The following is a 21,749-nucleotide window of genomic DNA, read 5'->3' as shown; positions in this document are numbered from 1 at the left end:
AGGCGCAGCCGCTCCCCTGCCGAGGAACGGGATCGTTTCGGCATGGCAGGACTGGCTTGCGTTTCTTGGGTTTACATCTGCGTTGAAAAGGCGGTCTTCATGGCGGACCGCTTGGGTTGGTGCAGAAATCCAGCAGCGCCTCGATGCTGGCGTAGGGAATCCCGCCATGCTCGGTCAGGCCGATCTGGCAGGTGCGGCTCATCGACAAGCCGTGGCGGCAGGCATCCGGCAAGGCCGGCCTCAATCGCCGCAGGCTGTGGGCGTTCAGTTCCGGCACGGTGAAACCCTTGTCGCCGGCGAAGCCGCAGCAGGCTATGTCCGGCACGGTCAACTCGTCGCAGCAACTGGCGGCCAGTTGCTTCAAGTTTCCAGCCGCGCCCATCGCCGTCGCGCTGCACGGGATATGCAGCGCCAGTTGCGGCAGCCGCCGGACGATGCTCAGCCGCGGCAGGACTTTTTCCGCCAGGAAGCCGGCTGCGTCGAACAGCTGCAAGCGCTGGTCCAGCAAGCCCTCGGCCTGCGCCTGCTTGACGCGGGCCGCGCACGGGCTGTTGTCGAGATAAACCGGGTGGCGGCCGTCGGCGCTCGCTCGCAGCAAGGCCTGGTTCAGCGATGCCTGGCTGCTGGCCAAGGCGTTTGCGGCGTTGGCCGAGGCGAAAGGCTGGCCGCAGCACAGGCCGTCATGGCCGGGCGGATAGACCGGCGCGAACCCCGCGCGGCGCAGCAGGCTCATGGTATGGACTGCGACGGACTCTCCACCCTCGCCCTCCGCCAGCGCGCGGTTGACGCAACTGACGAACAGCGCCACCGGCTCGCCGTCGCCGGACAAACGGGGCAGCGGCGCGGCGGCGCGCGGCAGGCTGGCCGGGATCAGCGGAATCACCTTGCGCTCGCCCGGCTGGCGGCGCGTCCACTCGTTCAAACGCCGCGCCCCAGCCAGATGCGCCAGCCGCAAGCCGGTCCGCGCCGCCGCCGTCATCCAGCCCATATGCCGCGCGGCGAAGCCGGCCAGAGCGGGACGGCGGCTCGGACCCTGCAGTTTTTTCATCAGCAGGCCAGTGTTGATGCCCACCGGACAGCGCGTCGCGCACATGCCGGTGGCGGCGCAGGTATCGACGGCGCGGTAGCGATAGCCGGACTTCAGCGCCGCCAGCTCCGCCGCGCCGCCGCCGTCGCGCTCCAGCTGGCGGATGCGCCGCCAGGCGACGATGCGCTGGCGCGGGCTCAGCGTCAGCCCGTGCGACGGGCAGGCCGGCTCGCAGAAGCCGCACTCGGTGCAGCGGTCCACCAGATCGTCCGCCGCCGGCATCGGCTTCAGGTTTTCCAGATGCAGCCTGTCGTTGTCGGTGATGATCACACCGGGATTGAGCAGGCCTTCCGGATCGAACAGCGCCTTGATGCGGCGCATGATGTTCCAGGCGGCGTCGCCCCATTCCTGGCGCACGAAGGGCGCCACATTGCGGCCGGTGCCGTGCTCGGCCTTCAGCGAGCCGTCGTACTCGCCGGCCACCAGATCGCTGACGTCCTGCATGAAAGCCTCGTAGCGGTCGACCTCCGCGGGGCTCTCGAAACCAGGCGCGAACACGAAGTGCAGATTGCCGTCCAGCGCGTGGCCGAACAGCAGCGCCTCGTCGTAGCCGTGCTTGTCGAACAGCGCGGTCAGCTTGGCCACACCGTCGGCTAACTGAGGGATGGGAAAGGCCACGTCCTCAATCACCACCGTAGTGCCCACCGGCCTCGCCGCGCCCACCGCCGGAAACAGGCCCTTGCGCAATGCCCAATAGGTTTCGCATTCGCGCGCGTCGCGGCTGAAGCCGCTGGATACTTGCGGCTGGTAATCGGCCAGCAGCCGCTCGATCGCGGCGGAATCCTCTCCCAACCGCGCCTCGTCGCCGGCGCGCAGCTCGATCAACAGACAGGTGCTGCCCAGCCCCACCGGCTGATAGAGAAAATCCGGCAGTCCCGGCTTGCCCTGCACCGCGCGGATGCTGCGGCTGTCTATCAACTCCACCGCCGACACCCCGCAGGCGCCGCGCGCCGCGCTCAAGGCCGACACCGCGCGGCAGCAGCGCTCCAGATCCTCGAACAGCACCAGCGCCGAGACCTTGTGCGGATGCTCCACCACCGTATTGAAGGTGATCTCGGAGATGAAGCCCAAAGTGCCTTCGGAGCCAATCATCAAGTGGCTGAGCATCTCCAGCGGATCGGTGAAATCCAGCAAGGCGTTGATGCCGTAGCCGGTGGTGTTCTTCAGCCGGTACTTGCGGCGCACCCGCTCGGCCAGCTGCGGGTCACCGGCCAGCTGGCGCGACAGCTGGGCCAGGCCATCAAGCAAGCCGGCGTGCGATTCGCGGAAGGCCGCCACGCTGGCCGGATCGGCGGTATCCAGCACGGCGCCGTCGAGCAGCAGCAGCCGGATAGCCTGCATGGTGTGGTAGCTGTTGTCGCGGGTGCCGCAGCACATGCCGCTGGAGTTGTTGGCGGCGATGCCGCCTATCTTGGCGGTGTTGATCGACGCCGGGTCGGGGCCGATCTTGCGGCCGAACGGCATCAGCATCGCGTTGGCGTGCGCACCTATCATGCCGGGGCTCAGCCGGATGCGCGCGCCGCCGTCCAGTACTTCGCCGTGGTTGAAGCCGTCGCCCAGCACCGCCAGCACCGAATCGCTGACCGCCTGGCCGGACAGGCTGGTGCCGGCGGCGCGGAAGGTGACGGCCACATGATGCCGGCGAGCCAGACGCAGCAGCTCGGCCACCTCGCCCTCGCTCTCCACCCGGGCGACGATCTGCGGCCGCAAGCGGTAGAAGCTGGCATCGGTGCCGTAGGCCAGCGTGGACAGCGGATCGGTATAGATGCGCTTGTCCGGCAAGATCTGGAGCAGGTCCTGCAGAAAAGCGGTGTGGGCGGGCGTCATGCGGATTCCCCCTTGCTCTCCTCGCGTTCGCGCAGCAGCTCATGCAGCGTCTTGGGCGCAGGCTTCAGCGGCAGATGGTTTTGCGTCCAGCCCAGCTGATTCTTGGGCGCATGCCTGCGCAGCCGCGTCGCCGCCCAGCCGAACAACCGGTACAGATTGGGCGAGGCGTTGACCAGCCGCCAGCCTTTCCAGGCCAGGTTTTCCGCGCCGCTGGCCGCCGCGCCCTGGCCGCGCAACGGATGCGCCACCCACTCGCCGGCCGGCCGCTGGCTTTCCTCGCGCAGCCGCATCAGCATTTCCGGAATCGGAATCCGCACCGGGCACACTTCGCCGCAAGCGCCGCACAGGCTGGACGCGGTGGGCAGGTCCTGGGTGTTTTCCAGCCCCATCAGATGCGGCGAGATGATCTCGCCTATCGGCCCCGGATAGGTGGTGCCGTAAGCGTGGCCGCCGATGCGGGTGTAGACCGGACAGTGGTTCATGCAGGCGCCGCAGCGTATGCATTGCAGCGTCTTGCGCAGCTGCTCATCGGCGTAAGCCTGGCTGCGGCCGTTGTCCAGCAGCACCAGGTGCATCTCGCGCGGACCGTCCTTCTCGCCCGGCTTGCGCGGGCCGCTGATCATGTTGAAGTAGGTGGTGATGGGCTGGCCGATGGCGGAACGGGTCAACAGGCTGTACAGCGGGACCACGTCTTCCAGCTTTTCCACCACCTTCTCGATACCGGTGATAGCGACGTGCACATCCGGCACCGTGGTGCACATGCGGCCGTTGCCCTCGTTTTCCACCAGGCACAGCGTGCCGGTTTCGGCCACGGCGAAATTGACGCCGGACAGGCCGATGTCCGCGTCCAGAAACTTGCGGCGCAAGACGCGGCGGCCGATCTGGATCAGCGCGTCCACGTCCTCGGTATACGGCGTATCCGGCAGCTGCTCGTGGAACAGCCGGGCGATGTCCTGCTTGGTCTTGTGGATGGCCGGCATGATGATGTGGGTGGGCTTTTCGCCGGCCAGCTGGACGATGTACTCGCCCATATCGCTCTCCACCGCCTCCACGTCCTGATCCGCCAGGTAATGATTGAGCTCGATCTCCTCGCTGACCATCGATTTGCCCTTGACCATCAGCTTGCCCTGCCTGCCGGCGACGATGCCGTGGATGATGCGGTTGGCCTCCTCGGCCGTCTCCGCCCAATGCACTTGCACGCCGTTTGCCGTGAGCTTGTCTTCCAGTTGCTCCAGCAGCTCCGGCAGCCGGGACAGGCAGCGCTGGCGTATGCCCTCGCCCAGCGTGCGCAGCGCGGACAGCTCCGCTTCGTCCGGAAACGCCGCCAACCGCTTGGCCATCAAAAAGTCCATAGATCCGCGCAGGCTTCGCCTCAGCTTGTCGTCGGTCAGCGCCAGCTTGGCGTTGTCCTTGAAGGCGCGCGATGGGTAAACGGTGATCTTGCTCTCGCTCATCGCCCGTCTCCTTCCACATCGTGGATGGCGATATGCGGCGGCAACACGGCCAGCACCAGCAGCTCGCGCGGGCCGTGCGCGCCGTAGGCCAGCGTTTGCTGGATGTCGGCGGTTTTGGACGGGCCGGAAATCAGCAGCGCGTTGGTGGGCATGCCGGCCGCCCAGTTCTCGCCCTGCATCGCCGAATAGAAATCCGGGTACAAGGTCGCGGCGTCGAACAAGGCGATGTGCAACGGAGGAACCAGGCTCATCATCCGCGGCTCGGCCTCGTCCGGCCACAAGGCCAGCGTCCCGGTGGCGGCGATGCCGCAGCGGGCGGCGGTGAAACCGGCCGCGATGTCGAACAGCTCCGCCTTCCAGCCATCCACCTCTCGCTCGAACCAGACGATGCGCGGCGCGTTGTTGACGCTCTCCAGACGCTGCGCCAGCCGCCGGCCATGCGTGGTGTCGGACAACAGCAGCGAATCTTGCGGATGCGCGGCCAGCCAGTCGGCCAAGGCCGCGTCCCACTCCGCCTCGCGCGTCCACAGGATGTCGGTCTTCACCGCGCGCATCATCGCCGCCCAATGGCGCAAGCGGGCGATTTCATCGTCCTGGCTGGCAAAGCGCTGGAAGTGGCCGGCCAGATCCGGCCGCGCGCGCTCCTGCCGCGGCGCGGCGCGCAATTTCTGCAGAATGGAGGCGCGGGCGCTCATCGCTTGCCTCCGGTGCGCGCCAGCAGAAAGCTGGCCAGATGGCGGCCCTGGAAACCGCTGCCGCACTGGCCGAGCTTGCCGTTGATATTCAGCAGACAGCCGCCATCGGCGGTGACGAACTCCACCGCTCCGCTGTCCTGCAGCGATTGGGCCTTGTCGGCCACCATCGCGCCGGCGATGTCCGGATGCTTGATGGAGAAAGTGCCGCCAAATCCGCAGCACTCGGACTCATGGTCATGCGCCACGCGCTGAACATTCTGCAACCGATCCACCAGCGCCCAACTGGTCTTGTGCACGTTCATCTCGCGCCGCGCCGAACAGGAGGTATGCACCGCCACCTTGACCGGCTCGCCCAGGTCTTGCGGCTGCCAATCCAGGTGATTCAGCAGGAAATCGGAAAACTCCACCACCCGCGCGGCAATGGCGCAGGCTGCCCTTTCGTCCGCCTCGCCGGCGAACAGGCGTGGCCAATGATGCTGGATCATGCCGCCGCAGGAACCAGACGGCACCACGATGGGCCAGCCTTCCGGGAAACAGGCCAGTTGCGCGCGCGCCACGGCCAGCGCTTCCTTGGGGTGGCCGCTGGTATACGCCGGCTGGCCGCAGCAGCTCTGGGCCTGGGGAAAATGCACCCGCACGCCCAGGCCTTCCAGCAGGGCGATGGCGTCTAGGCCAGCTTCCGGCAGGAACAGGTCGAGCAGACAGGTGCCGAACAGGTAAACGTCGGCAGGCGTCTTCATGGCTTCCTTTGTAAATTGGTAAGACCAATTATTCTTATGAAAACCACTTTAGAGTGAATGCTTGAGTTCGTCAATATGACAAGAAGGCATTGGGAAGAGAGTGAGAGGGCCGAGCGGAGTCTTGCGCCCCCGAACGGAGCGCAGGCGAGCAGAAATGGGTGGCGCGTCACTGCCGGGCGACGCGCCGCATGAACGTTATTCCAACAACAGCATCTCGCGCAGCTTGCTGGCCAGCTTCTGCGGCTCATCCTTGGACACATAAGCGTCCACACCGACAGACTCGCCCAGCTTCTTGTTGGCCATGCCGGACAGCGACGAGTGCATCAGCACCGGAATGCCGACGAAACGCGCGTCGTCTTTGATCATCTTGGTCAACATGTAGCCATCCATCTCCGGCATTTCCACATCGGTGAGAATCAGGTGCAGCACCTGATTCAGCTTCTGACCCGCCGCCTCGGCCTGCTGCGCCATCTTCTGCAGGGTTTCCCAGCCGCGCATGCCGTTCATTTCCGATGAATAGCGGATATGCATCGCGTCCAGCGTGCGTTCGATCTGCTTGCGCGCCACCGCGCTGTCGTCGGCGAAGAAGATGTGCCTGTCCTCCTTCACCGGCTCGATGGAGATATAGTTCTGGGTTTCGTCCGACAAGCAGGTTTCGGCCAGCACCTTCTCCACGTCCATCATCATCACCAGCGTGCCGTTCTCCAACTCGGTGACCGCGGTGACCAGCCCCGCCATCCGGTTGGTGATCATGTCCGGCGGCACCCGCATCGCAGACCAGTCCAGCCGCAATATGGTATCCACCGTCTCCACCAGGAAGCCCTGGGTATGGCCGTTGTACTCGGTGATGATCATGATTTCCGGCCGCTTGGACGTGACGATGCCGGTGTATTTTCCCAGGTCGATCACCGGCACCAGCGCGCCGCGCAGGCTGACCATGCCCTCCACCGAGGCCGGCATCTCCGGCGCGGTGGTGATTTCCGGCGTGCGCATCACCTCGCGCACCTTGAACACATTGATGCCGAATACCTCCTTGCGGCCGGTGCGCTGATCGTCGCCCAGCGAAAACAGCAGGATTTCCAGCTTATTGGTGCCGGCCAGCTTGGTTCGGGCGTCGATTTTTTTCAGCAGGTCGGACATCGCGTAACTCCTTGCAAAAGACAGTATGTCTTTATAGCAAATATCTAAAATTAAATGGCGTCGGCTAAAAGATATACCCAGATCATTTCTCGCGCGCCTGCGCCAGACGCGCAAGCCAGGCTTGAGCCTCAGCAGGGCATGCTTCATGCGAATATTCCGCGGTGCCAATGGCCGCAACCATGACAGGCGGCTGTCCGCTCTGCTATGCTGGGCCATCTGGTCAGACCAATATTCCGCCTGCCGCGGATTCATTTCATTATGGCTTACCCCAAAGTAAACCTGCCCAAACTGTCCGACATGATCGTGCAGCAACTGGAAAAACGCATACTCGACGGCGTGCTCAAACCGGGGGACCGGTTGCCGCCGGAAAGACAATTGGCCGAGGAGTTCGGCGTGTCGCGGCCATCGCTGCGCGAGGCGATCCAGCAACTGGCGTCGCGCGGCCTGTTGTCCAGCCGCCAGGGCGGCGGCACCTGGGTGACGGACCGGCTGGAAACGGCGTTTTCCGACCCATGGGAAAAGCTGTTGAATCAGCACGAGGAGCTGCACGGCGACTTGCTCGAGTTCCGCCGCGTGCTGGAAGGCACGGTGGCGCGCTGCGCCGCCAGCCGGGCGACGCCGGCCGACGTGGAGAGGCTGCGTCGCTGCGTGGAGCGGCTGCAGCAAGCCTATCGTGGCGGCGATCTGGCCGAGCAGGCGCAGGCCGACGTCGAATTCCATCAAGCCGTGGCCGAAGCCTCCCACAATGTGTTGTTCGCCCATCTATCCGGCAGCCTGCTGGCCATGTTGCAGCGGCATGTGAAGGACAATATCGCCAATCTGTTCGCCGTCGGCGAAGTGGCGGAGGCGCTGCGCGAGCAGCATCTGGCGATCTGGCAGGCGATACGCGATCGCCAGCCCGACGCCGCGCAGTTGGCGGCGGAGCGGCATATCGATTTTGTCGCCGACACGCTGCAAAACCAGATGCTGCTGGCGGAACGCGATGCCCGGGCCCGCATGCGGCTGGAGCAGGAAAACGCCGGACGCTGAAATGACAAAAGCCGCGCCGTCATAAAGACGATGCGGCTTTATATCACTGCCCAGGCGATCAACCCTGGCGGCTGATCAGCCAATCGACGTAGCGGTCCACGCCCTCGGCCACCGACAGCATGGCCTCGCCGTAACCCGCCTCGCGCAGCCGCGCGATATCGGCCTGGGTGAAGCTCTGGTACTTGCCTTTCAACGCATCCGGGAAGTCGATGTACTCGACGATGCCCTGCGCGATCATCTCGGCCAGTGTCAGCGCCGGCTTGCCCTCATGGCGGCGGCAGGCGTTGACGGTGGCTTCTGCCACGTCGTTGAACGGCTGCGAACGGCCGCTGCCCAGATTGAAGATGCCGCTCTTCTCCGGATGGTCGAGGAAATGCAGGTTGACCTTGACCACGTCCTCCACCGACACGAAGTCGCGGCTCTGCATGCCGTTGTCCCAGCCATCCCAGCCGCCGAACAACTTGACCTTGCCGTGCTCGCGGTACTGGTTGAAGTGATGGAAAGCCACCGAGGCCATCCGGCCCTTGTGCTGCTCGCGCGGGCCGTAGACGTTGAAGTAGCGAAAGCCCACCGCCTGCGCGGACAGGCCTTCCTTCATCCGTTGGCGCAGCACCTGATCGAACAGGAACTTGGAATAGCCGTAGACATTGAGCGGGCCTTCGTACTGGCGCTCTTCCTTGAACACGTTGCCCTTGCCGTAGGTGGCGGCGCTGGACGCGTACAGGAACTGGATTTCCTCGTGCTGGCAGTAGTCGAACAACGCCAGCGTGTACTGGTAGTTGTTGTCCATCATGTACTTGCCGTCGTGGTTCATCGTGTCGGAGCACGCGCCCTGGTGCAGGATGGCGGCCAGCTCGCCCTCGTACTCGCCGTCCAGCAGCAGGTGCAGGAATTCGTGCTTGTCGAGGTAATGCGAAATCTCGCAATCGACCAGATTGTGGAATTTGTCGCCGCTGCTGAGGTTGTCTACGGCGATGATGTCGGTGATGCCGCGCTGGTTCAAACCCTTGACCAGGTTGGAGCCGATGAAGCCGGCGGCTCCGGTGACGACGATAGTCATATGTCGATCCTTAGTTCTGCTGCGGACCCTCGGGTCCGGATGAAATTCAGAAGCCCGCGCCCGGCTGGGCCAGATAGGACTGCTCGGCCGGCGAGCTGATTCTGCCCAGCGCCGCGTTGCGATGCGGAAAGCGGCCGAATTCGGCGACTACCCGCTCATGCCGCTGCGCGAAATCCAGATAATTGGAGCCAGGCAGGACAGCGTCCAACGCGGCGAACAGCTCCAGCGACCGCCGCTGGTCAGCCATGTCCTCGCTATGCTCGAACGGCAGGTAGAAGAAAACCCGCGCCACCGGCGGCAGCGTCTGCTCCAGCCTTTGGCCGACGGCCGACCGCGCGCCCTCTCTCGCCTTCTCGTCGCTGGAGAACGCCTTAGCCTCTCCGCGGAACAGATTGCGAGGGAATTGATCGGCCACGATCAGCCAGGCCAGCGCCGCGCGGGCGTCGCCGGCGTCGATGGCCAGCTCGCCGGCCGCCAGCGCCTGCCACAAGGGCAGGAAACGACGGCGGATCTCGGCGTCGAAAGCGTCGTCGCGCCGGAACCAGGCCTCGCGCGGCCGATTCAAGGCCTTGTCGTCGCTGGATTCGAACCAGAAGGCCAGCACCTCTTCAACTTGTTGCGCGGTCAGCTTCGTCATCGCGTCTCCTGCCGGCGCGCCGGCTTACAAGGCAAACAGTTCCTGTTGCGAACATACAGCGGTGCCCAGCTTGCCCACCACCACGCCGGCGGCGGCATTGGCCAGGTTCATCGCCACCGGCAGCGGCTGGCCGGCGGCCAGCGCCAGGCCCAGCGTGCCGATCACGGTGTCGCCGGCGCCGGACACGTCATAAACCTCGCGCGCGAAAGTCGGTTGATGCAGGGCGCCGTCGGCGCGGAACAGCGTCATGCCCTCTTCGCTGCGCGTCACCAGCAACGCGTCCAGATTCAGTTCGGCGCGCAGCGCCTGCGCCTTGGCGGTCAGGCTGGCCTCATCCTTCCAGCCGCCCGCTACCTGGCGGAACTCGCTGCGATTGGGGGTCAGCAGCGTGGCGCCGGCGTATTTGCTGTAATCGTCGCCCTTGGGGTCGATCAGCACCGGCTTGCCGGCGGCGCGGGCCAGCTGGATCATCTCGGCCACATGGGTCAGCCCGCCCTTGCCGTAGTCGGACAGGATCACCACGTCGTGCGCGGCGACGATGTCGGCGAACTCTTCCAGTTTGCCGGCCAGGATTTCATGGCTGGGCGCGTCTTCGAAGTCCAGCCGGATCAGCTGCTGCTGGCGAGCCACCACTCTCAGCTTCACCGTGGTGGCGATGTTGGAATCGCGCTTGAACGAGGTGACGATGCCGTCGGCCTTCAACAGCCTCTCCAGCGCGTCCGCCGCCTCGTCGTCGCCGACCACCGACAAAATGGTGGCCTTGCCGCCCAGGCCGGCGATATTGCGCGCCACGTTGGCGGCGCCGCCTGCCCGCTCCTCGCTGCGGCCGATCTTGGCCACCGGCACTGGCGCCTCGGGCGAAATGCGCGACACGTCGCCGAACCAGTAGCGGTCCAACATCACGTCGCCGACCACCAGCACCTTGGCCTTGGCCAGGGAAGAAGCCAGCGCGGCGGGCTTCAGTCCCAGGGTTTGCATCAGACTCATGGCTTACCTCAGCGGCCGATGGCGTGGTAATCGAAGCCCTGTTCGCGCAGCCAGGCCGGGTCGTACATATTGCGGCCGTCGAAAATCAGCGGCTGCTTCAGGCTGCGGCGGATCGCCTCGAAATCCGGCGCGCGGAACATCTTCCACTCGGTCACGATCAACAGCGCGTCCGCGCCTTGCAGCGCCTGCATCATGTCGTCGGCGAACGCCACGCCGTTGACGCCGGACATCACCCGCTGTGCCTCGTGCGCCGCCACCGGATCGAAGGCGACGATTTCGGCGCCGCGGCGGGTCAGCTCCTCGACGATCACGCGGCTGGGCGCCTCGCGCATGTCATCGGTATTGGGCTTGAACGCCAGGCCCCACAATGCGAGGCGGCGGCCAGACAGATCCTCGCCGAAACGGGAAACCACTTTCTCGACCAGGCGCAGCTTCTGCACTTCGTTGGCCTCTTCCACCGCGGTCAACACGCGCAGCGTGTGGCCGTTTTCTTTGGCCGTCTGCACCAGCGCCTTGACGTCCTTGGGGAAGCAGGAGCCGCCGTAGCCGACGCCCGGATACAGAAAGTGGTAGCCGATTCGCGGATCAGAGCCCATGCCTTGGCGCACCTGTTCGATGTCGGCGCCCATGGTTTCGGCCAGGTTGGCCAGCTCGTTCATGAACGAGATGCGGGTGGCCAGCATCGCGTTGGCCGCGTACTTGGTCAGTTCTGCCGAGCGCACATCCATCAGCAGCACGCGTTCATGGCTGCGCTGGAACGGCTTGTACAGGCGGCGCATGATCTCGGCCGCGCGATCGTCATCGACGCCGATCACCACGCGGTCGGGCCGCATGAAATCTTCGATCGCCGCGCCTTCTTTCAGGAATTCCGGGTTGGACACCACGCTGAACGGCAAGTCGGCGCCGCGCTGCGCCAGCTCGTCGGCGATGGCGGCGCGCACCTTGTCAGCCGTGCCCACCGGCACGGTGGACTTGTCCACCACCACGCGGTAGCCGGTCATGTGGCGGGCGATATTGCGCGCCGCGGCCAGCACGTACTGCAGATCGGCGGAGCCATCCTCGTCCGGCGGCGTGCCGACGGCGATGAACTGCACTTCGCCGAAAGCGACCGAAGCCGCCACGTCGGTGGTGAAATGCAAGCGGCCGGCAGCCACATTGCGCTTCACCATGTCTTCCAGGCCCGGCTCGAAAATCGGGATGCCGCCGTTTTGCAGGATTTCGATCTTGCGCGGGTCCACGTCCAGGCAGCAGACGTGGTAGCCGGTCTCGGCCAAGCAGGTGCCGGTCACCAGGCCGACATAGCCCGAGCCAATTACCGTGATTTTCATGATTGTTTACCCAGGAATGCGGAAATGTCTTGATTGATGGCGCGCAGCGCGGCCAGCGGGTCGGCGGCGCGGGTGATCGGGCGGCCGACCACCAGATAATCGGAGCCGGCGGCCAAGGCGGCGGTCGGCGTCATCACGCGGCGCTGGTCATCGCCGGCGCTGTCGGCCAGGCGGATGCCCGGCGTCACCAGCTTGAAATCGCCGCCCAGGGCCTGCTTCAGCATGAACGCCTCCTGGGCCGAGCACACCACGCCGTCCAGGCCGCAATCGCGGGTCAGCGTGGCCAGGCGCAGCACGTGCTGCTGCGGCGGGACATCGATGCCGACTTCGGCCAGATCCGACGCTTCCATGCTGGTGAGCACCGTCACCGCGATCAGCAGCGGGCGCTGGCTGTAAGCGGCCAGCGCCTCGCGCGCGGCCTCCATCATCCGGCGGCCGCCGGAGGCGTGGACGTTGACCATCCACACGCCGGACTCGGCCGCGGCCTTGCAGGCATGGGCGACGGTATTGGGGATGTCGTGGAATTTCATGTCCAGGAAAACCTGGAAACCGCGCGCGGCCAGCGCCTCGACCAGATGGCGGCCGCTGGAGGTGAACAGTTCCTTGCCCACCTTCAGCCGGCACTCCGCCGGGTCCAGCCGGCTGGCGAAAGCCAATGCGCTATCCGCGTCGGCAAAGTCCAGCGCCACCACCACCGGGGACGTCGTCCGGCTTTCGCTTTGTGCGATCAAGGGATTCATCAATGCTCCATCATTCTATATTGCCGCGGCGCGCGCCGTTCAAGCGGCCGCGCGCCGAGTGATTCAGTTTTCCGAACGGTTGGCGGTGAAGCTTTCCCACTCGCCGCAGGCCGGACAGTGCCAGAAGAAGGCGCGCGAACGGAAGTTGCAGCACTTGCAACGATGCACGCTGAGGCGCTGGGAATGCTTGAGGATCAGCGCGCGCGCCACCTCCGCGTCCATCCGCCCTTCCGGCGACAGCTCGTCCATCTGCGCTTCTATCATCCGGTACACGCCGGCCAGACTGGGACGGGCATGCACCGCTTCGCGCACGCCGTCCAGCGCCTTAGCCTCGCCATCATAGGTGGCGATCTTCTGGTACAAGAGATCGGTCAGTTCCAGTTGCGGGAAGGTGCGCTGATAACCGCGCAGCAGCGCGATGCCCTCCTGCGGACGGCCCAGCTTTTCGTAAGCGTCGAACAGACGCTCGGCCGCCATCGCCAGGTATTCGTAGTTTTGTTTCTCTATGCTCTGCCAGGCGGCGATGGCCGCCTCCAGATTGCCTTCGGCGAATTCGATGTCGCCGAGGATCAGGCTGGCGCGCACGCATTTGCGGTTGGCCGCCAGCGCCTCGGCCACGTATTGCCTGGCCTGGCTGTGATCGGACCTGTACAGCTCACCCTGCGCCAACTCGCAGTAGAACTGCGCGACTTCATGCTGGAACGAGTGCGCGTCGCTGCGCAGCTCGCGCGCGGTTTCGATCGCCTTCTGCCAGTCTCGGTCCTGCTGATAGATGTCCAGCAACTGGCGGCGCGCCGCCAGCGCCATATTGCCGTTCAAGAGCTTAAGCAGGATCTCCTCGGCCCGATCCACCAGGCCGGCCTTGCGGAAGTCCTGCGCCAACTCGTTGCGCACCAGGTCGCGCTGCTCTCCTGGCAGGTCGGAAGAGTCCAGCATCTGCTGATGCAGGCGGATCGCGCGGTCGTTCTCGCCGCGCTTGCGGTACAACTTACCGAGGATGTGCTGCAACTCGAGCGCCGAACCCTGCTGGCGCGCCACCTCGGCCAGCGCCTGGGCCGCGACGTCGGTCTTGTCTTCCACCAGCGCGTCCAAGCCGCGGAAATAGGAAATCGGCACCGACTTCGCCTGCTTCAATACGGTGCGCATGTCCACCCGGGCCGCGAACCAGCCCAGGCCGAAAAAGGCTGGAAACAGCAGCAGCCACCACAAATCGAGTTCCAACAGCAATCCTTTCGGGATGATAGAACGGGGTCAAGACCATGCCCCGTGAAGACAAGCTCAATCGGCGATGGCGTCGCTGGGATCGTTGACCACCTTGCCGGCGGGAGGCCGATTGCGCAGTTCTTTTTTCAACTGCGACAGCTCGCGGCGGGTTTTCAGGTAGAAGCTGAAGGTGGCCAGCAGGCCGACGACGGCGCCGACGACGAAGAACAGCAGCAGGAACACGATGAACGGAGCCGACCATGATTGGCCGAAGAACAGTTTGAATTCGACTGAGTGGCTGTTCTGCACGGTGACGGCGACCAGCAGCAACAACAGGGCCAGTTCGACGATGCGCAACAAATATCGCATGGGATCGCTCAATGAGTTTGCCGGAGTGCAATTCTAAACGATAGCCCGCCGCAACCCAAGCCGCTCAAGCGGCGCGAATACGAAAAAAGCGCCGCATATGCGACGCTTTTCAGCATGTAGACCGATAAAACTGCGATCAGGCCTGGGTCTGTTCCACAAGGGACAAGTCCACGCGCTCGCGCAGTTCCTTGCCGGCCTTGAAATGAGGCACGTATTTCTCAGGAACCGAGACGCTGGTGCCCGACTTCGGGTTGCGGCCGACCCGCGGCGGACGGTAGTTCAGATCGAAGCTACCGAACCCACGAATCTCGATGCGGCTTCCCTGCGCCAGGTTGTTGGCCATCGCGTCCAGAATGGTCTTGACGGCCAACTCAGCATCTTTGTAGACCAACTGAGAATTGCGCTCGGCCAGTCGTTCAGACAGCCTCGCGATCAGCTCAGACTTGGTCATGACGCTATTACTCGTTGGAACCGGACAGTTTGGCCTTCAGCAGGGCACCCAGGTTGGTGGTGCCGGCGGAGGCGCTGTCAACAGCCAGGTTCTTCAGAGCGGCGTTGTCTTCTTGAGCGTCCTTAGCCTTGATGGACAGGCTGATGTTGCGGGACTTGCGGTCCACGGCAACGATCACGGCCTCGACGGCATCGCCATCCTTCAGGATGGAGCGAGCGTCTTCCACGCGGTCGCGGGACAGTTCGGAAGCGCGCAGGTAGCCTTCAACGTCGGTGTCCAGAGCGATAACCGCGCCCTTGGCGTCAACGGACTTCACGGTACCCTTCACCAGGGCGCCCTTGTCGTTCATCGCAACGAAGTTGTTGAACGGATCGCCTTCCAGCTGCTTGATGCCCAGGGAAATGCGTTCTTTTTCCACGTCGATGGACAGAACAACGGCGTCAACCTCGTCGCCCTTCTTGAACTTGCGCACGGCTTCTTCGCCAGCTTCGTTCCAGGACAGGTCGGACAGGTGAACCAGGCCGTCGATGCCGCCCGGCAGGCCAACGAACACGCCGAAGTCGGTGATGGACTTGATCGCGCCCTTCAGCTTGTCGCCCTTGTGGAAGTTGTCGGCAAACTCGTTCCACGGGTTGGCCAGGCACTGCTTCATGCCCAGGGAGATACGACGACGGTCTTCGTCGATTTCCAGGATCATGACTTCCACTTCGTCGCCAACTTGAACCACCTTGGACGGGTGTACGTTCTTGTTGGTCCAGTCCATTTCGGACACGTGCACCAGGCCTTCGATGCCCTGTTCGATTTCCACGAACGCGCCGTAGTCGGTCAGGTTGGTCACCTTGCCGAACAGACGGGTGCCGGACGGGTAGCGGCGGGACAGGCCCACCCACGGATCTTCGCCCAGTTGCTTCAGGCCCAGGGATACGCGGTTCTTCTCTTGGTCGAACTTCAGTACCTTGGCTTCCACTTCGTCGCCCACGGCCAGAACTTCGGACGGGTGCTTCACGCGGCGCCATGCCAGGTCGGTGATGTGCAGCAGGCCATCGATGCCGCCCAGGTCAACGAACGCACCGTAGTCGGTGATATTCTTGACGATACCCTTGATGACTGCGCCCTCTTTCAGGGTTTCCAGCAGAGCCTTGCGCTCTTCGCCCAGGGTTTCTTCCAGCACGGAGCGGCGGGAAACCACGACGTTGTTGCGCTTGCGATCCAGCTTGATAACCTTGAACTCGATCTGCTTGTTTTCGTACGGGGTGGTGTCTTTCACCGGACGCACGTCGACCAGGGAACCCGGCAGGAAGGCGCGGATGCCGTTGACCATGACGGTCAGGCCGCCCTTCACCTTGCCGCTGATCATGCCGGACAGGATGGTGCCGGCTTCCAGCGCTTCTTCCAGCTCAACCCAAGCGGCCATGCGCTTGGCTTTTTCGCGGGACAGCTTGGTTTCGCCGAAGCCGTTTTCCAGCGCGTCGATAGCCACGGTAACGAAGTCGCCGATGGCAACTTCAACGACGCCTTGGTCGTTCTTGAATTCTTCAGCCGGAATCAGGGACTCGGACTTGAGGCCTGCGTTCACGGTTACAAAGTTGGAATCAACTGCCACGACTTCAGCAGTGATCACTTCGCCCACGCGCATATCGTGCAGGGTGAGGCTTTCCTCGAACAGTTGAGCGAAGTTTTCCATGGAGAGGGTAGTCATCAAGCGTACTCTCAGTTGCAGGCCTTGCGGCTTGCGGGGTTAGGGTTGGAACAAGGTCGTTTCCGCAATGCAGCAAAAACGACCATACAAAAAATCAACGGCCGGAAACCTGTTTTTCCTCAAACCACACGAGGACCTTGTCGACCGCCTGGTCTATGGTCAGCTCCGTGGTATCGAGCAAAAAGGCTTCCGGCTCCTGGCGCAGCGGCGCTACCGGCCGGGCCGCGTCTCGCGCGTCCCGATCGATAATGTCCTGCATAATTTGGGCGAGGTTAGCAGATTCCCCCTTGCCGATCAACTGCTTATGACGGCGACTCGCCCTTTCCTCCGCGCTGGCGGTCAGAAATATCTTCAACATGGCGTCCGGAAACACCACCGAACCCATGTCGCGGCCATCCGTCACCAGGCCCGGCGATTCGCGAAAATCGCGCTGGCGCTGCAATAGCGCGGCGCGCACCGTCGGCAGCGCGCCCACCTTGGACGCGCCGATGCCGATTTCCTCGGCGCGGATGTCCTGGCTGGCGTCGTTGCCTTCCAGCCACACCGCGCCGTCGGAAAACTCCACCGGCAAGCCGGCGGCAGCCTCGGCCAGCGCCGGCTCGTCGTCCCAGGCGATGCCGCTGCGGCGCGCGTGGAGCGCCAGCAGCCGGTACAGCGAGCCCGAGTCGAGATAATGGAAGGCGAGGCGCGCGGCGACCTGGGCCGCCACCGTGCCCTTGCCCGAAGCGGACGGGCCGTCGATGGTAATCACCGGAACTGTCATCGGAATCTGATCCTGTTGCATTCTGCCAAGGCCCTGCCGATACCGCCGCGCGTCGCGGCAGCCGCCGGCCGGCCAAACCGCGCATTGTAACCCAAGTGGTGTGGCATGGTGTGGTGCCGCACCATTTGCGCGCAGCCGTGCGCGGCGGGTACAGTGTCCCTTACGCATCAAGCAACGCCATTCCGAAAACACAAGCGCGACACTCAATGGAACAACTGCACCTCTCTCCCTGCGTCCGCCTCGGCGGCGCCATCAAGCTTCCCGGCTCCAAGAGCATCTCCAACCGCACGCTGCTGCTGGCCGCCCTGTCAGGCGGCAGCACCATGGTCCGCGACCTGCTGGATTCCGACGACATCCGCCACATGCTGAGCGCGTTGAAGCTGCTGGGCGTGAAGATAGAGCAACAAGGCGACAGCCGCGATTTCCGCGTCCACGGCTGCGGCGGCCCCTTCCCGGTGAAGAACGCCGAGTTGTTCCTGGGCAACGCCGGCACCGCCTTCCGCCCGCTGACCGCAGCGCTGGCGCTGATGGGCGGCAGCTACCAGCTGTCCGGCGTGCCGCGCATGCACGAACGGCCAATCGGCGACCTGGTGGACGCACTGAACACCGCCGGCGCGAGCATCCAATACCTGGGCCAGCCGGGTTTCCCGCCGCTGGCCATCTCGCCGGCCGACGTGCGCTGCGCCCATCCCATCCAGGTGAAGGGCAACGTTTCCAGTCAGTTCCTCACCGCGCTCCTGATGGCGCTGCCGCTGACCGGCGAAACATCCGAAATCGAGGTGATCGGCGAGCTGATCTCCAAGCCCTATATCGAAATCACGCTCAACCTGATGGCGCGCTTCGGCGTGCGCGTCGAGCGCGACGGCTGGCAGCGCTTCATCATTCCGGGCGGCCAGCACTACATCTCGCCGGGAGAGATTTACGTCGAAGGCGACGCCTCCAGCGCGTCCTACTTCCTGGCGGCCGGCGCGCTGGCCGGCGGGCCGGTACGGGTGGAAGGCGTGGGCGAAGCCAGCATCCAGGGCGACGTTCGCTTCGCAGAGGCGCTGGAATTGATGGGCGCGACGGTGCGCCGCGGCGACAACTGGATCGAGGCCAGCGCCGACGGCCGGCTGAAGGCAATCGACCTGGACTGCAACCACATCCCGGATGCTGCGATGACGCTGGCCGTGGCCGCGCTGGCCGCCGACGGCACCACCACGCTGCGCAACATCGCCAGCTGGCGGGTGAAGGAAACCGACCGCCTGTCGGCGATGGCGACCGAGTTGCGCAAGGTGGGCGCGACGGTGGAGGAAGGCCCGGATTACATCCGCGTCACGCCGCCGGCCGCGCTGACGCCCAACGCCGAGATCGACACCTACGACGACCACCGGATGGCGATGTGCTTCTCGCTGGTTTCGCTGCTGGGCGCGCCGGTGGTCATCAACGATCCCAACTGCGTGGCCAAGACCTTCCCGGACTACTTCCAGGCGCTAGCCGCGCTGCAGGCGCAATAATCACAATATATTGATGATTTAATCGATAGACTCCACAATATATGCATAAAAAAGGAGTCTATCGATGAGCGATCTGTTCCGAATGCGCCGCGATTTCATGCGGCGCTTCGACATCCCCTCCCCCTCCCGCCCCGAATATCAGCCCGAACAGCTGGCGATGTGGCAAACCATGCTGGACGAAGAGCTGGACGAGCTCAAACAAGCGCTGGCCGACTACCGCGCGCTGCCGGCGCAATCCCCGGAACAGCAGCTGCAAAGCCGCGCCGAGCTGACCGCCGAGGCGGTGGACGTGCTCAATGTGGTGTGCGGGTTGCTGCTGTCGCAAGGCCTGCCGCTAGAAGCGATGTGCGAAGCGATACACGACGCCAATCTGCGCAAATGCGTGGACGGCAAGGTGGTGCGCCGCGCCGACGGCAAGGTGCTGAAGCCGGAAGGCTGGCGGCCGGCCGACAAGCAGGGCGTGATCCGCGACGCCGAGCGCAGCGGCGCTTTCCCCTCCTCTTGAAATGGATTAAGGCCGGTTTAAGCTAGGCCGGCTAAGCTTGCAACATGTTCCAATCAAAACTAAAGGAGCCGACATGTTGCGCAATACCTCCCACAGTTACGGCAAAGTCGCCCGCGCGCTGCACTGGCTGTGCGCGCTGGCGGTGATCGCCGCGCTGATCTTCATCGAGCTGAAAGGCAACTTCCCCAAGGGCGACCCGGTCCGCAGCGGCCTGGGCTACGCCCATGTTCAGGCCGGACTGATCGTCCTGCTGCTGGTGCTGCCGCGGCTGGCCTGGCGCTTGGGCAATCCGCCGCCCGGCATTTCTCCCGCGCCCAGCCCGCTGATGAAGCTGCTGGCCCATGCCGGGCACTGGGCGCTATACGCGCTGATGCTGGCGCTGCCCATCCTAGGCATCGCCTTCATTCAGGCCAAGGGCGGCGAAGTGGCCCTGTTCGGTCTCGGACTGCCCTCCTTCATGCCCAACAGCCCGGAGCTGGGCAAGAGCCTGAAGGAGCTGCACGAACTGCTGGGCAATGTCTTGCTGTGGCTGAGCATCCTGCACGCCGCCGCCGCCGCGTGGCACCACTTCATCGTCAAGGACGATACCGTCACCCGGCTCACCGGCCCGATGCGCTGAACACAGCGCGTCTCAGCCGCGAGGCTGGCTGGAGCCGCGCTCCACCAGCCGGCCCGCCAGCACCACCTTGCGCAGCGGCCGTTCCGGCCGCTCAAGCCGCTCCAGCAGCATTTCCATCGCTGCGCGGCCGATCTCGTCGACCGGCTGCTCGATCACCGTCATGCCGGGATCGGCCAGCTCGGTCCAGCTGTCGTTGTCGAAGCCAGCCAGCGCCAGCCGGCCCGGCACGGCGACGCCGGCCTCTCGCACCGCCTTGACCACGCCCAGCAACAGCAGGCCATTGCTGGCGATCAGCGCCTCCGGCGCGCCCGCCTCCCGCAGCCACTTCGCCGCTTCGGCCTGCGCCGCTTCGGCGCTGGGCGCGACAAAACGCGCTGCCGCCGGCAGCCCCACCCTTTCCATCGCCTCGGCGAAACCCGCGTGGCGCTCGGCGCCGGTGCTGCTGGTATTGCCGAACAGGCCGCCTATGCGGCGATAACCGCAGCCCAGCAAATGCTCGACCAGTTGCGCGGCCGCTGCCCGGTTGTCCAGCAGCACCGCGTCGCAGCGGGCAGCCGGACCCGCGCGGTCTATCATCACCACAGGAAAGCCCAGCCCGGCGACGTCCAACGCATCGGCGGTGGCACGGGTGGCGGCGAAAATCACCCCGCTCACCCTCTCCTCTTGCATCAACCTGAGGTACATCGCCTCCTTGTCCGGATTCTCATCGGTGTTGCACAGGATCACCCGCATACCGGCCTGGTAGGCGACATCCTCCACCGCCCGGCTGACCGAAGTGAAAAAGGGATTGCGGATGTCGGACACGATCAGGCCTATGGTGTGGGTATGCTGCGAGCGCAGCCGGCGCGCCGACAGGTTGGGCCGATAGCCGCTCTGGGCGACGGCGGCCTCCACCTTGGCGCGCAGCGCGGCGCTGACCGGGCCGTTGCCCAGCACGCGCGACACGGTGGCCACCGACACGCCGGCCAGCAGCGCAACATCCTTGATGCTGGTAGTCATTTTTTGGAAATCGTTTTCAATTGACGGAAGCGATGTTGCGCCAGCGCGCACCGCGCTGGCAAGCGCAGAATAGCGACAGTTATCCGAATTGCGCCACAAGTTTGATTTTAACCAGTTCTGTCTGATTGACAGGAAAAATGTAATCGTTTTCAATGCCAGCCATATCGAGCCCAAAAACGAGGTATGCCGTGTCCGACGCCCTGCTCACTCCGCAACTGATACGCCTGGGCTGCCGGCCCGCCAGCAAGGAGGCCGCCATCCGCGAGGCCGGCCGCATGCTGGCCGACGCCGGCTGCATCGCGCCCGACTACATAGACAGCCTGCTGCGCCGCGAGGCGGTAGCCAACACCTACCTGGGCAACGGCATCGCCATCCCCCACGGCATGGTGGAAGACCGGGCGATGGTGCTGCGCACCGGCGTCGCCATCCTGCAGATTCCGGCCGGGCTGGAATGGAACCCTGGCCAGCGCACCCACCTGCTGTGCGCGATCGCCGCGCGCTCCGACGATCACTTGGTGATGCTGCGCCAGCTGACCCGGCTGCTGCAGGACGAAGCCCGGCTGCTGCCGCTGTTCTCCACCGAGAACAGCGCCGACCTGATCGCCGCGCTGGAGCAAGCGCCGGAGAACCCGCCGCCGGACACCGAGACGCAGGACCTAGACGTCTGCGACGAATGGCGGCTCGATTACCCCAATGGCCTGCACGCCCGCCCCGCCGCGTTGTGGGTGGAGGCCGCGCGCCGCAGCCCCGCCCAGCTGCAAGTGCGCCACGGCGGCCGCGTAGCCGACGCCAAAAACCTGATCTCGCTGCTGCAGCTGGGCCTGCGCCAGGGCGACCTCGTCGCCGTGTCCGCGCGCGGCCCGCAAGCCGAGGACGGCGTGCGCCAGCTGCTCAAAGCGATGCGCGAGGCCAGCCTGGCGG

The 21,749-nt window shown here is 64.7% G+C and carries 21 protein-coding genes; 5 read left to right on the top strand and 16 right to left on the bottom strand.

Going from position 1 to position 21,749, the window contains the following annotated elements:
• Positions 1 to 97: 97 nt before the first annotated feature.
• The 5 genes from LQR33_RS12265 to LQR33_RS12245 all read right to left on the bottom strand — a co-directional run bounded on the left by LQR33_RS12265 (position 98) and on the right by LQR33_RS12245 (position 6,943).
• Positions 98 to 2,914, bottom strand: a complete 2,817-nt coding sequence (locus tag LQR33_RS12265) for an FAD-binding and (Fe-S)-binding domain-containing protein (protein WP_231469145.1) — start codon at positions 2,912 to 2,914, stop codon at positions 98 to 100.
• On the bottom strand, positions 2,911 to 4,368 hold the full coding sequence (locus LQR33_RS12260; protein WP_231469143.1) for a LutB/LldF family L-lactate oxidation iron-sulfur protein: 1,458 nt from the start codon (positions 4,366 to 4,368) through the stop codon (positions 2,911 to 2,913). The genes LQR33_RS12265 and LQR33_RS12260 overlap by 4 nt, the downstream gene beginning before the upstream one ends.
• A complete protein-coding gene (locus LQR33_RS12255; RefSeq protein ID WP_231469141.1) occupies positions 4,365 to 5,063 on the bottom strand; it encodes a LutC/YkgG family protein in 699 nt (232 codons plus the stop codon). Before LQR33_RS12255 ends, LQR33_RS12260 begins: the two co-directional genes overlap by 4 nt.
• Positions 5,060 to 5,803, bottom strand: a complete 744-nt coding sequence (locus LQR33_RS12250; protein ID WP_221668915.1) for a (Fe-S)-binding protein — start codon at positions 5,801 to 5,803, stop codon at positions 5,060 to 5,062. The genes LQR33_RS12255 and LQR33_RS12250 overlap by 4 nt, the downstream gene beginning before the upstream one ends.
• A 195-nt stretch (positions 5,804 to 5,998) precedes the next feature.
• Positions 5,999 to 6,943 (bottom strand): chemotaxis protein, encoded by a 945-nt coding sequence (locus LQR33_RS12245; protein ID WP_166438184.1) that lies wholly within the window; start codon positions 6,941 to 6,943, stop codon positions 5,999 to 6,001.
• Between the two features lie 258 nt (positions 6,944 to 7,201).
• Here LQR33_RS12245 and LQR33_RS12240 point away from each other — a divergent pair, with 258 nt between their 5' ends.
• Complete coding sequence (locus tag LQR33_RS12240) at positions 7,202 to 7,972, top strand: FCD domain-containing protein (protein WP_166438183.1); 771 nt, start codon at positions 7,202 to 7,204, stop codon at positions 7,970 to 7,972.
• Between the two features lie 58 nt (positions 7,973 to 8,030).
• On the opposite strand, the gene rfaD is transcribed toward LQR33_RS12240, so the two are convergent.
• From rfaD to cmk, 10 genes are all read right to left on the bottom strand, one after another.
• Positions 8,031 to 9,032 (bottom strand): ADP-glyceromanno-heptose 6-epimerase, encoded by a 1,002-nt coding sequence (gene rfaD, locus LQR33_RS12235; RefSeq protein ID WP_221668916.1) that lies wholly within the window; start codon positions 9,030 to 9,032, stop codon positions 8,031 to 8,033.
• A gap of 46 nt (positions 9,033 to 9,078) precedes the next feature.
• Positions 9,079 to 9,669, bottom strand: coding sequence for a DUF924 family protein (locus LQR33_RS12230; protein WP_231469139.1), 591 nt, complete (start codon positions 9,667 to 9,669; stop codon positions 9,079 to 9,081).
• Between the two features lie 24 nt (positions 9,670 to 9,693).
• Positions 9,694 to 10,656, bottom strand: a complete 963-nt coding sequence (gene rfaE1, locus LQR33_RS12225) for a D-glycero-beta-D-manno-heptose-7-phosphate kinase (RefSeq protein WP_104947593.1) — start codon at positions 10,654 to 10,656, stop codon at positions 9,694 to 9,696.
• An 8-nt stretch (positions 10,657 to 10,664) separates the two neighbouring features.
• Positions 10,665 to 11,984, bottom strand: coding sequence for a UDP-glucose dehydrogenase family protein (locus LQR33_RS12220; protein WP_166438181.1), 1,320 nt, complete (start codon positions 11,982 to 11,984; stop codon positions 10,665 to 10,667).
• The gene (gene pyrF, locus LQR33_RS12215) at positions 11,981 to 12,724 is read right to left on the bottom strand and encodes an orotidine-5'-phosphate decarboxylase (RefSeq protein WP_231469137.1); all 744 of its coding nucleotides are present in this window, start codon (positions 12,722 to 12,724) and stop codon (positions 11,981 to 11,983) included. The genes LQR33_RS12220 and pyrF overlap by 4 nt, the downstream gene beginning before the upstream one ends.
• Positions 12,725 to 12,787: 63 nt before the next feature.
• Positions 12,788 to 13,945 (bottom strand): lipopolysaccharide assembly protein LapB, encoded by a 1,158-nt coding sequence (gene lapB, locus LQR33_RS12210; RefSeq protein WP_205692361.1) that lies wholly within the window; start codon positions 13,943 to 13,945, stop codon positions 12,788 to 12,790.
• A gap of 57 nt (positions 13,946 to 14,002) precedes the next feature.
• Positions 14,003 to 14,296, bottom strand: coding sequence for a LapA family protein (locus LQR33_RS12205; RefSeq protein ID WP_021477775.1), 294 nt, complete (start codon positions 14,294 to 14,296; stop codon positions 14,003 to 14,005).
• A gap of 136 nt (positions 14,297 to 14,432) precedes the next feature.
• Positions 14,433 to 14,747, bottom strand: a complete 315-nt coding sequence (locus LQR33_RS12200) for an integration host factor subunit beta (protein ID WP_021477774.1) — start codon at positions 14,745 to 14,747, stop codon at positions 14,433 to 14,435.
• A 7-nt stretch (positions 14,748 to 14,754) separates the two neighbouring features.
• The gene (gene rpsA / locus LQR33_RS12195; protein ID WP_231178950.1) at positions 14,755 to 16,446 is read right to left on the bottom strand and encodes a 30S ribosomal protein S1; all 1,692 of its coding nucleotides are present in this window, start codon (positions 16,444 to 16,446) and stop codon (positions 14,755 to 14,757) included.
• Positions 16,447 to 16,540: 94 nt separating this feature from the next.
• Positions 16,541 to 17,209 carry a (d)CMP kinase gene (gene cmk, locus LQR33_RS12190; protein WP_231469135.1) on the bottom strand — a complete coding sequence of 223 codons (669 nt, stop codon included), beginning with the start codon at positions 17,207 to 17,209 and terminating at the stop codon, positions 16,541 to 16,543.
• Between the two features lie 206 nt (positions 17,210 to 17,415).
• Between cmk and aroA the strand changes: the two genes are divergently transcribed.
• The 3 genes from aroA (at position 17,416) to LQR33_RS12175 (ending at position 19,829) form a co-directional block, all read left to right on the top strand.
• Positions 17,416 to 18,705 carry a 3-phosphoshikimate 1-carboxyvinyltransferase gene (aroA, locus tag LQR33_RS12185; protein ID WP_221664795.1) on the top strand — a complete coding sequence of 430 codons (1,290 nt, stop codon included), beginning with the start codon at positions 17,416 to 17,418 and terminating at the stop codon, positions 18,703 to 18,705.
• Positions 18,706 to 18,769: 64 nt separating this feature from the next.
• Positions 18,770 to 19,210, top strand: coding sequence for a nucleoside triphosphate pyrophosphohydrolase family protein (locus LQR33_RS12180; protein WP_021477770.1), 441 nt, complete (start codon positions 18,770 to 18,772; stop codon positions 19,208 to 19,210).
• 73 nt (positions 19,211 to 19,283) lie between these two features.
• Complete coding sequence (locus LQR33_RS12175; RefSeq protein ID WP_231178954.1) at positions 19,284 to 19,829, top strand: cytochrome b; 546 nt, start codon at positions 19,284 to 19,286, stop codon at positions 19,827 to 19,829.
• A gap of 12 nt (positions 19,830 to 19,841) precedes the next feature.
• Here the strand turns inward: LQR33_RS12175 and LQR33_RS12170 are convergent, their stop codons facing one another.
• Positions 19,842 to 20,828 (bottom strand): LacI family DNA-binding transcriptional regulator, encoded by a 987-nt coding sequence (locus LQR33_RS12170; protein WP_221668922.1) that lies wholly within the window; start codon positions 20,826 to 20,828, stop codon positions 19,842 to 19,844.
• Between the two features lie 188 nt (positions 20,829 to 21,016).
• Here LQR33_RS12170 and LQR33_RS12165 point away from each other — a divergent pair.
• A partial coding sequence (locus LQR33_RS12165) for an HPr family phosphocarrier protein (protein ID WP_231469132.1) occupies positions 21,017 to 21,749 on the top strand: 733 nt, incomplete at its 3' end.

The sequence above is a fragment of the Chromobacterium piscinae genome, assembly GCF_021129175.1.
Taxonomy (GTDB): Bacteria; Pseudomonadota; Gammaproteobacteria; order Burkholderiales; family Chromobacteriaceae; genus Chromobacterium; species Chromobacterium piscinae.
Note: the sequence above shows the minus strand (reverse complement) of the source record. Positions and strands in the feature narration are given on the sequence as shown.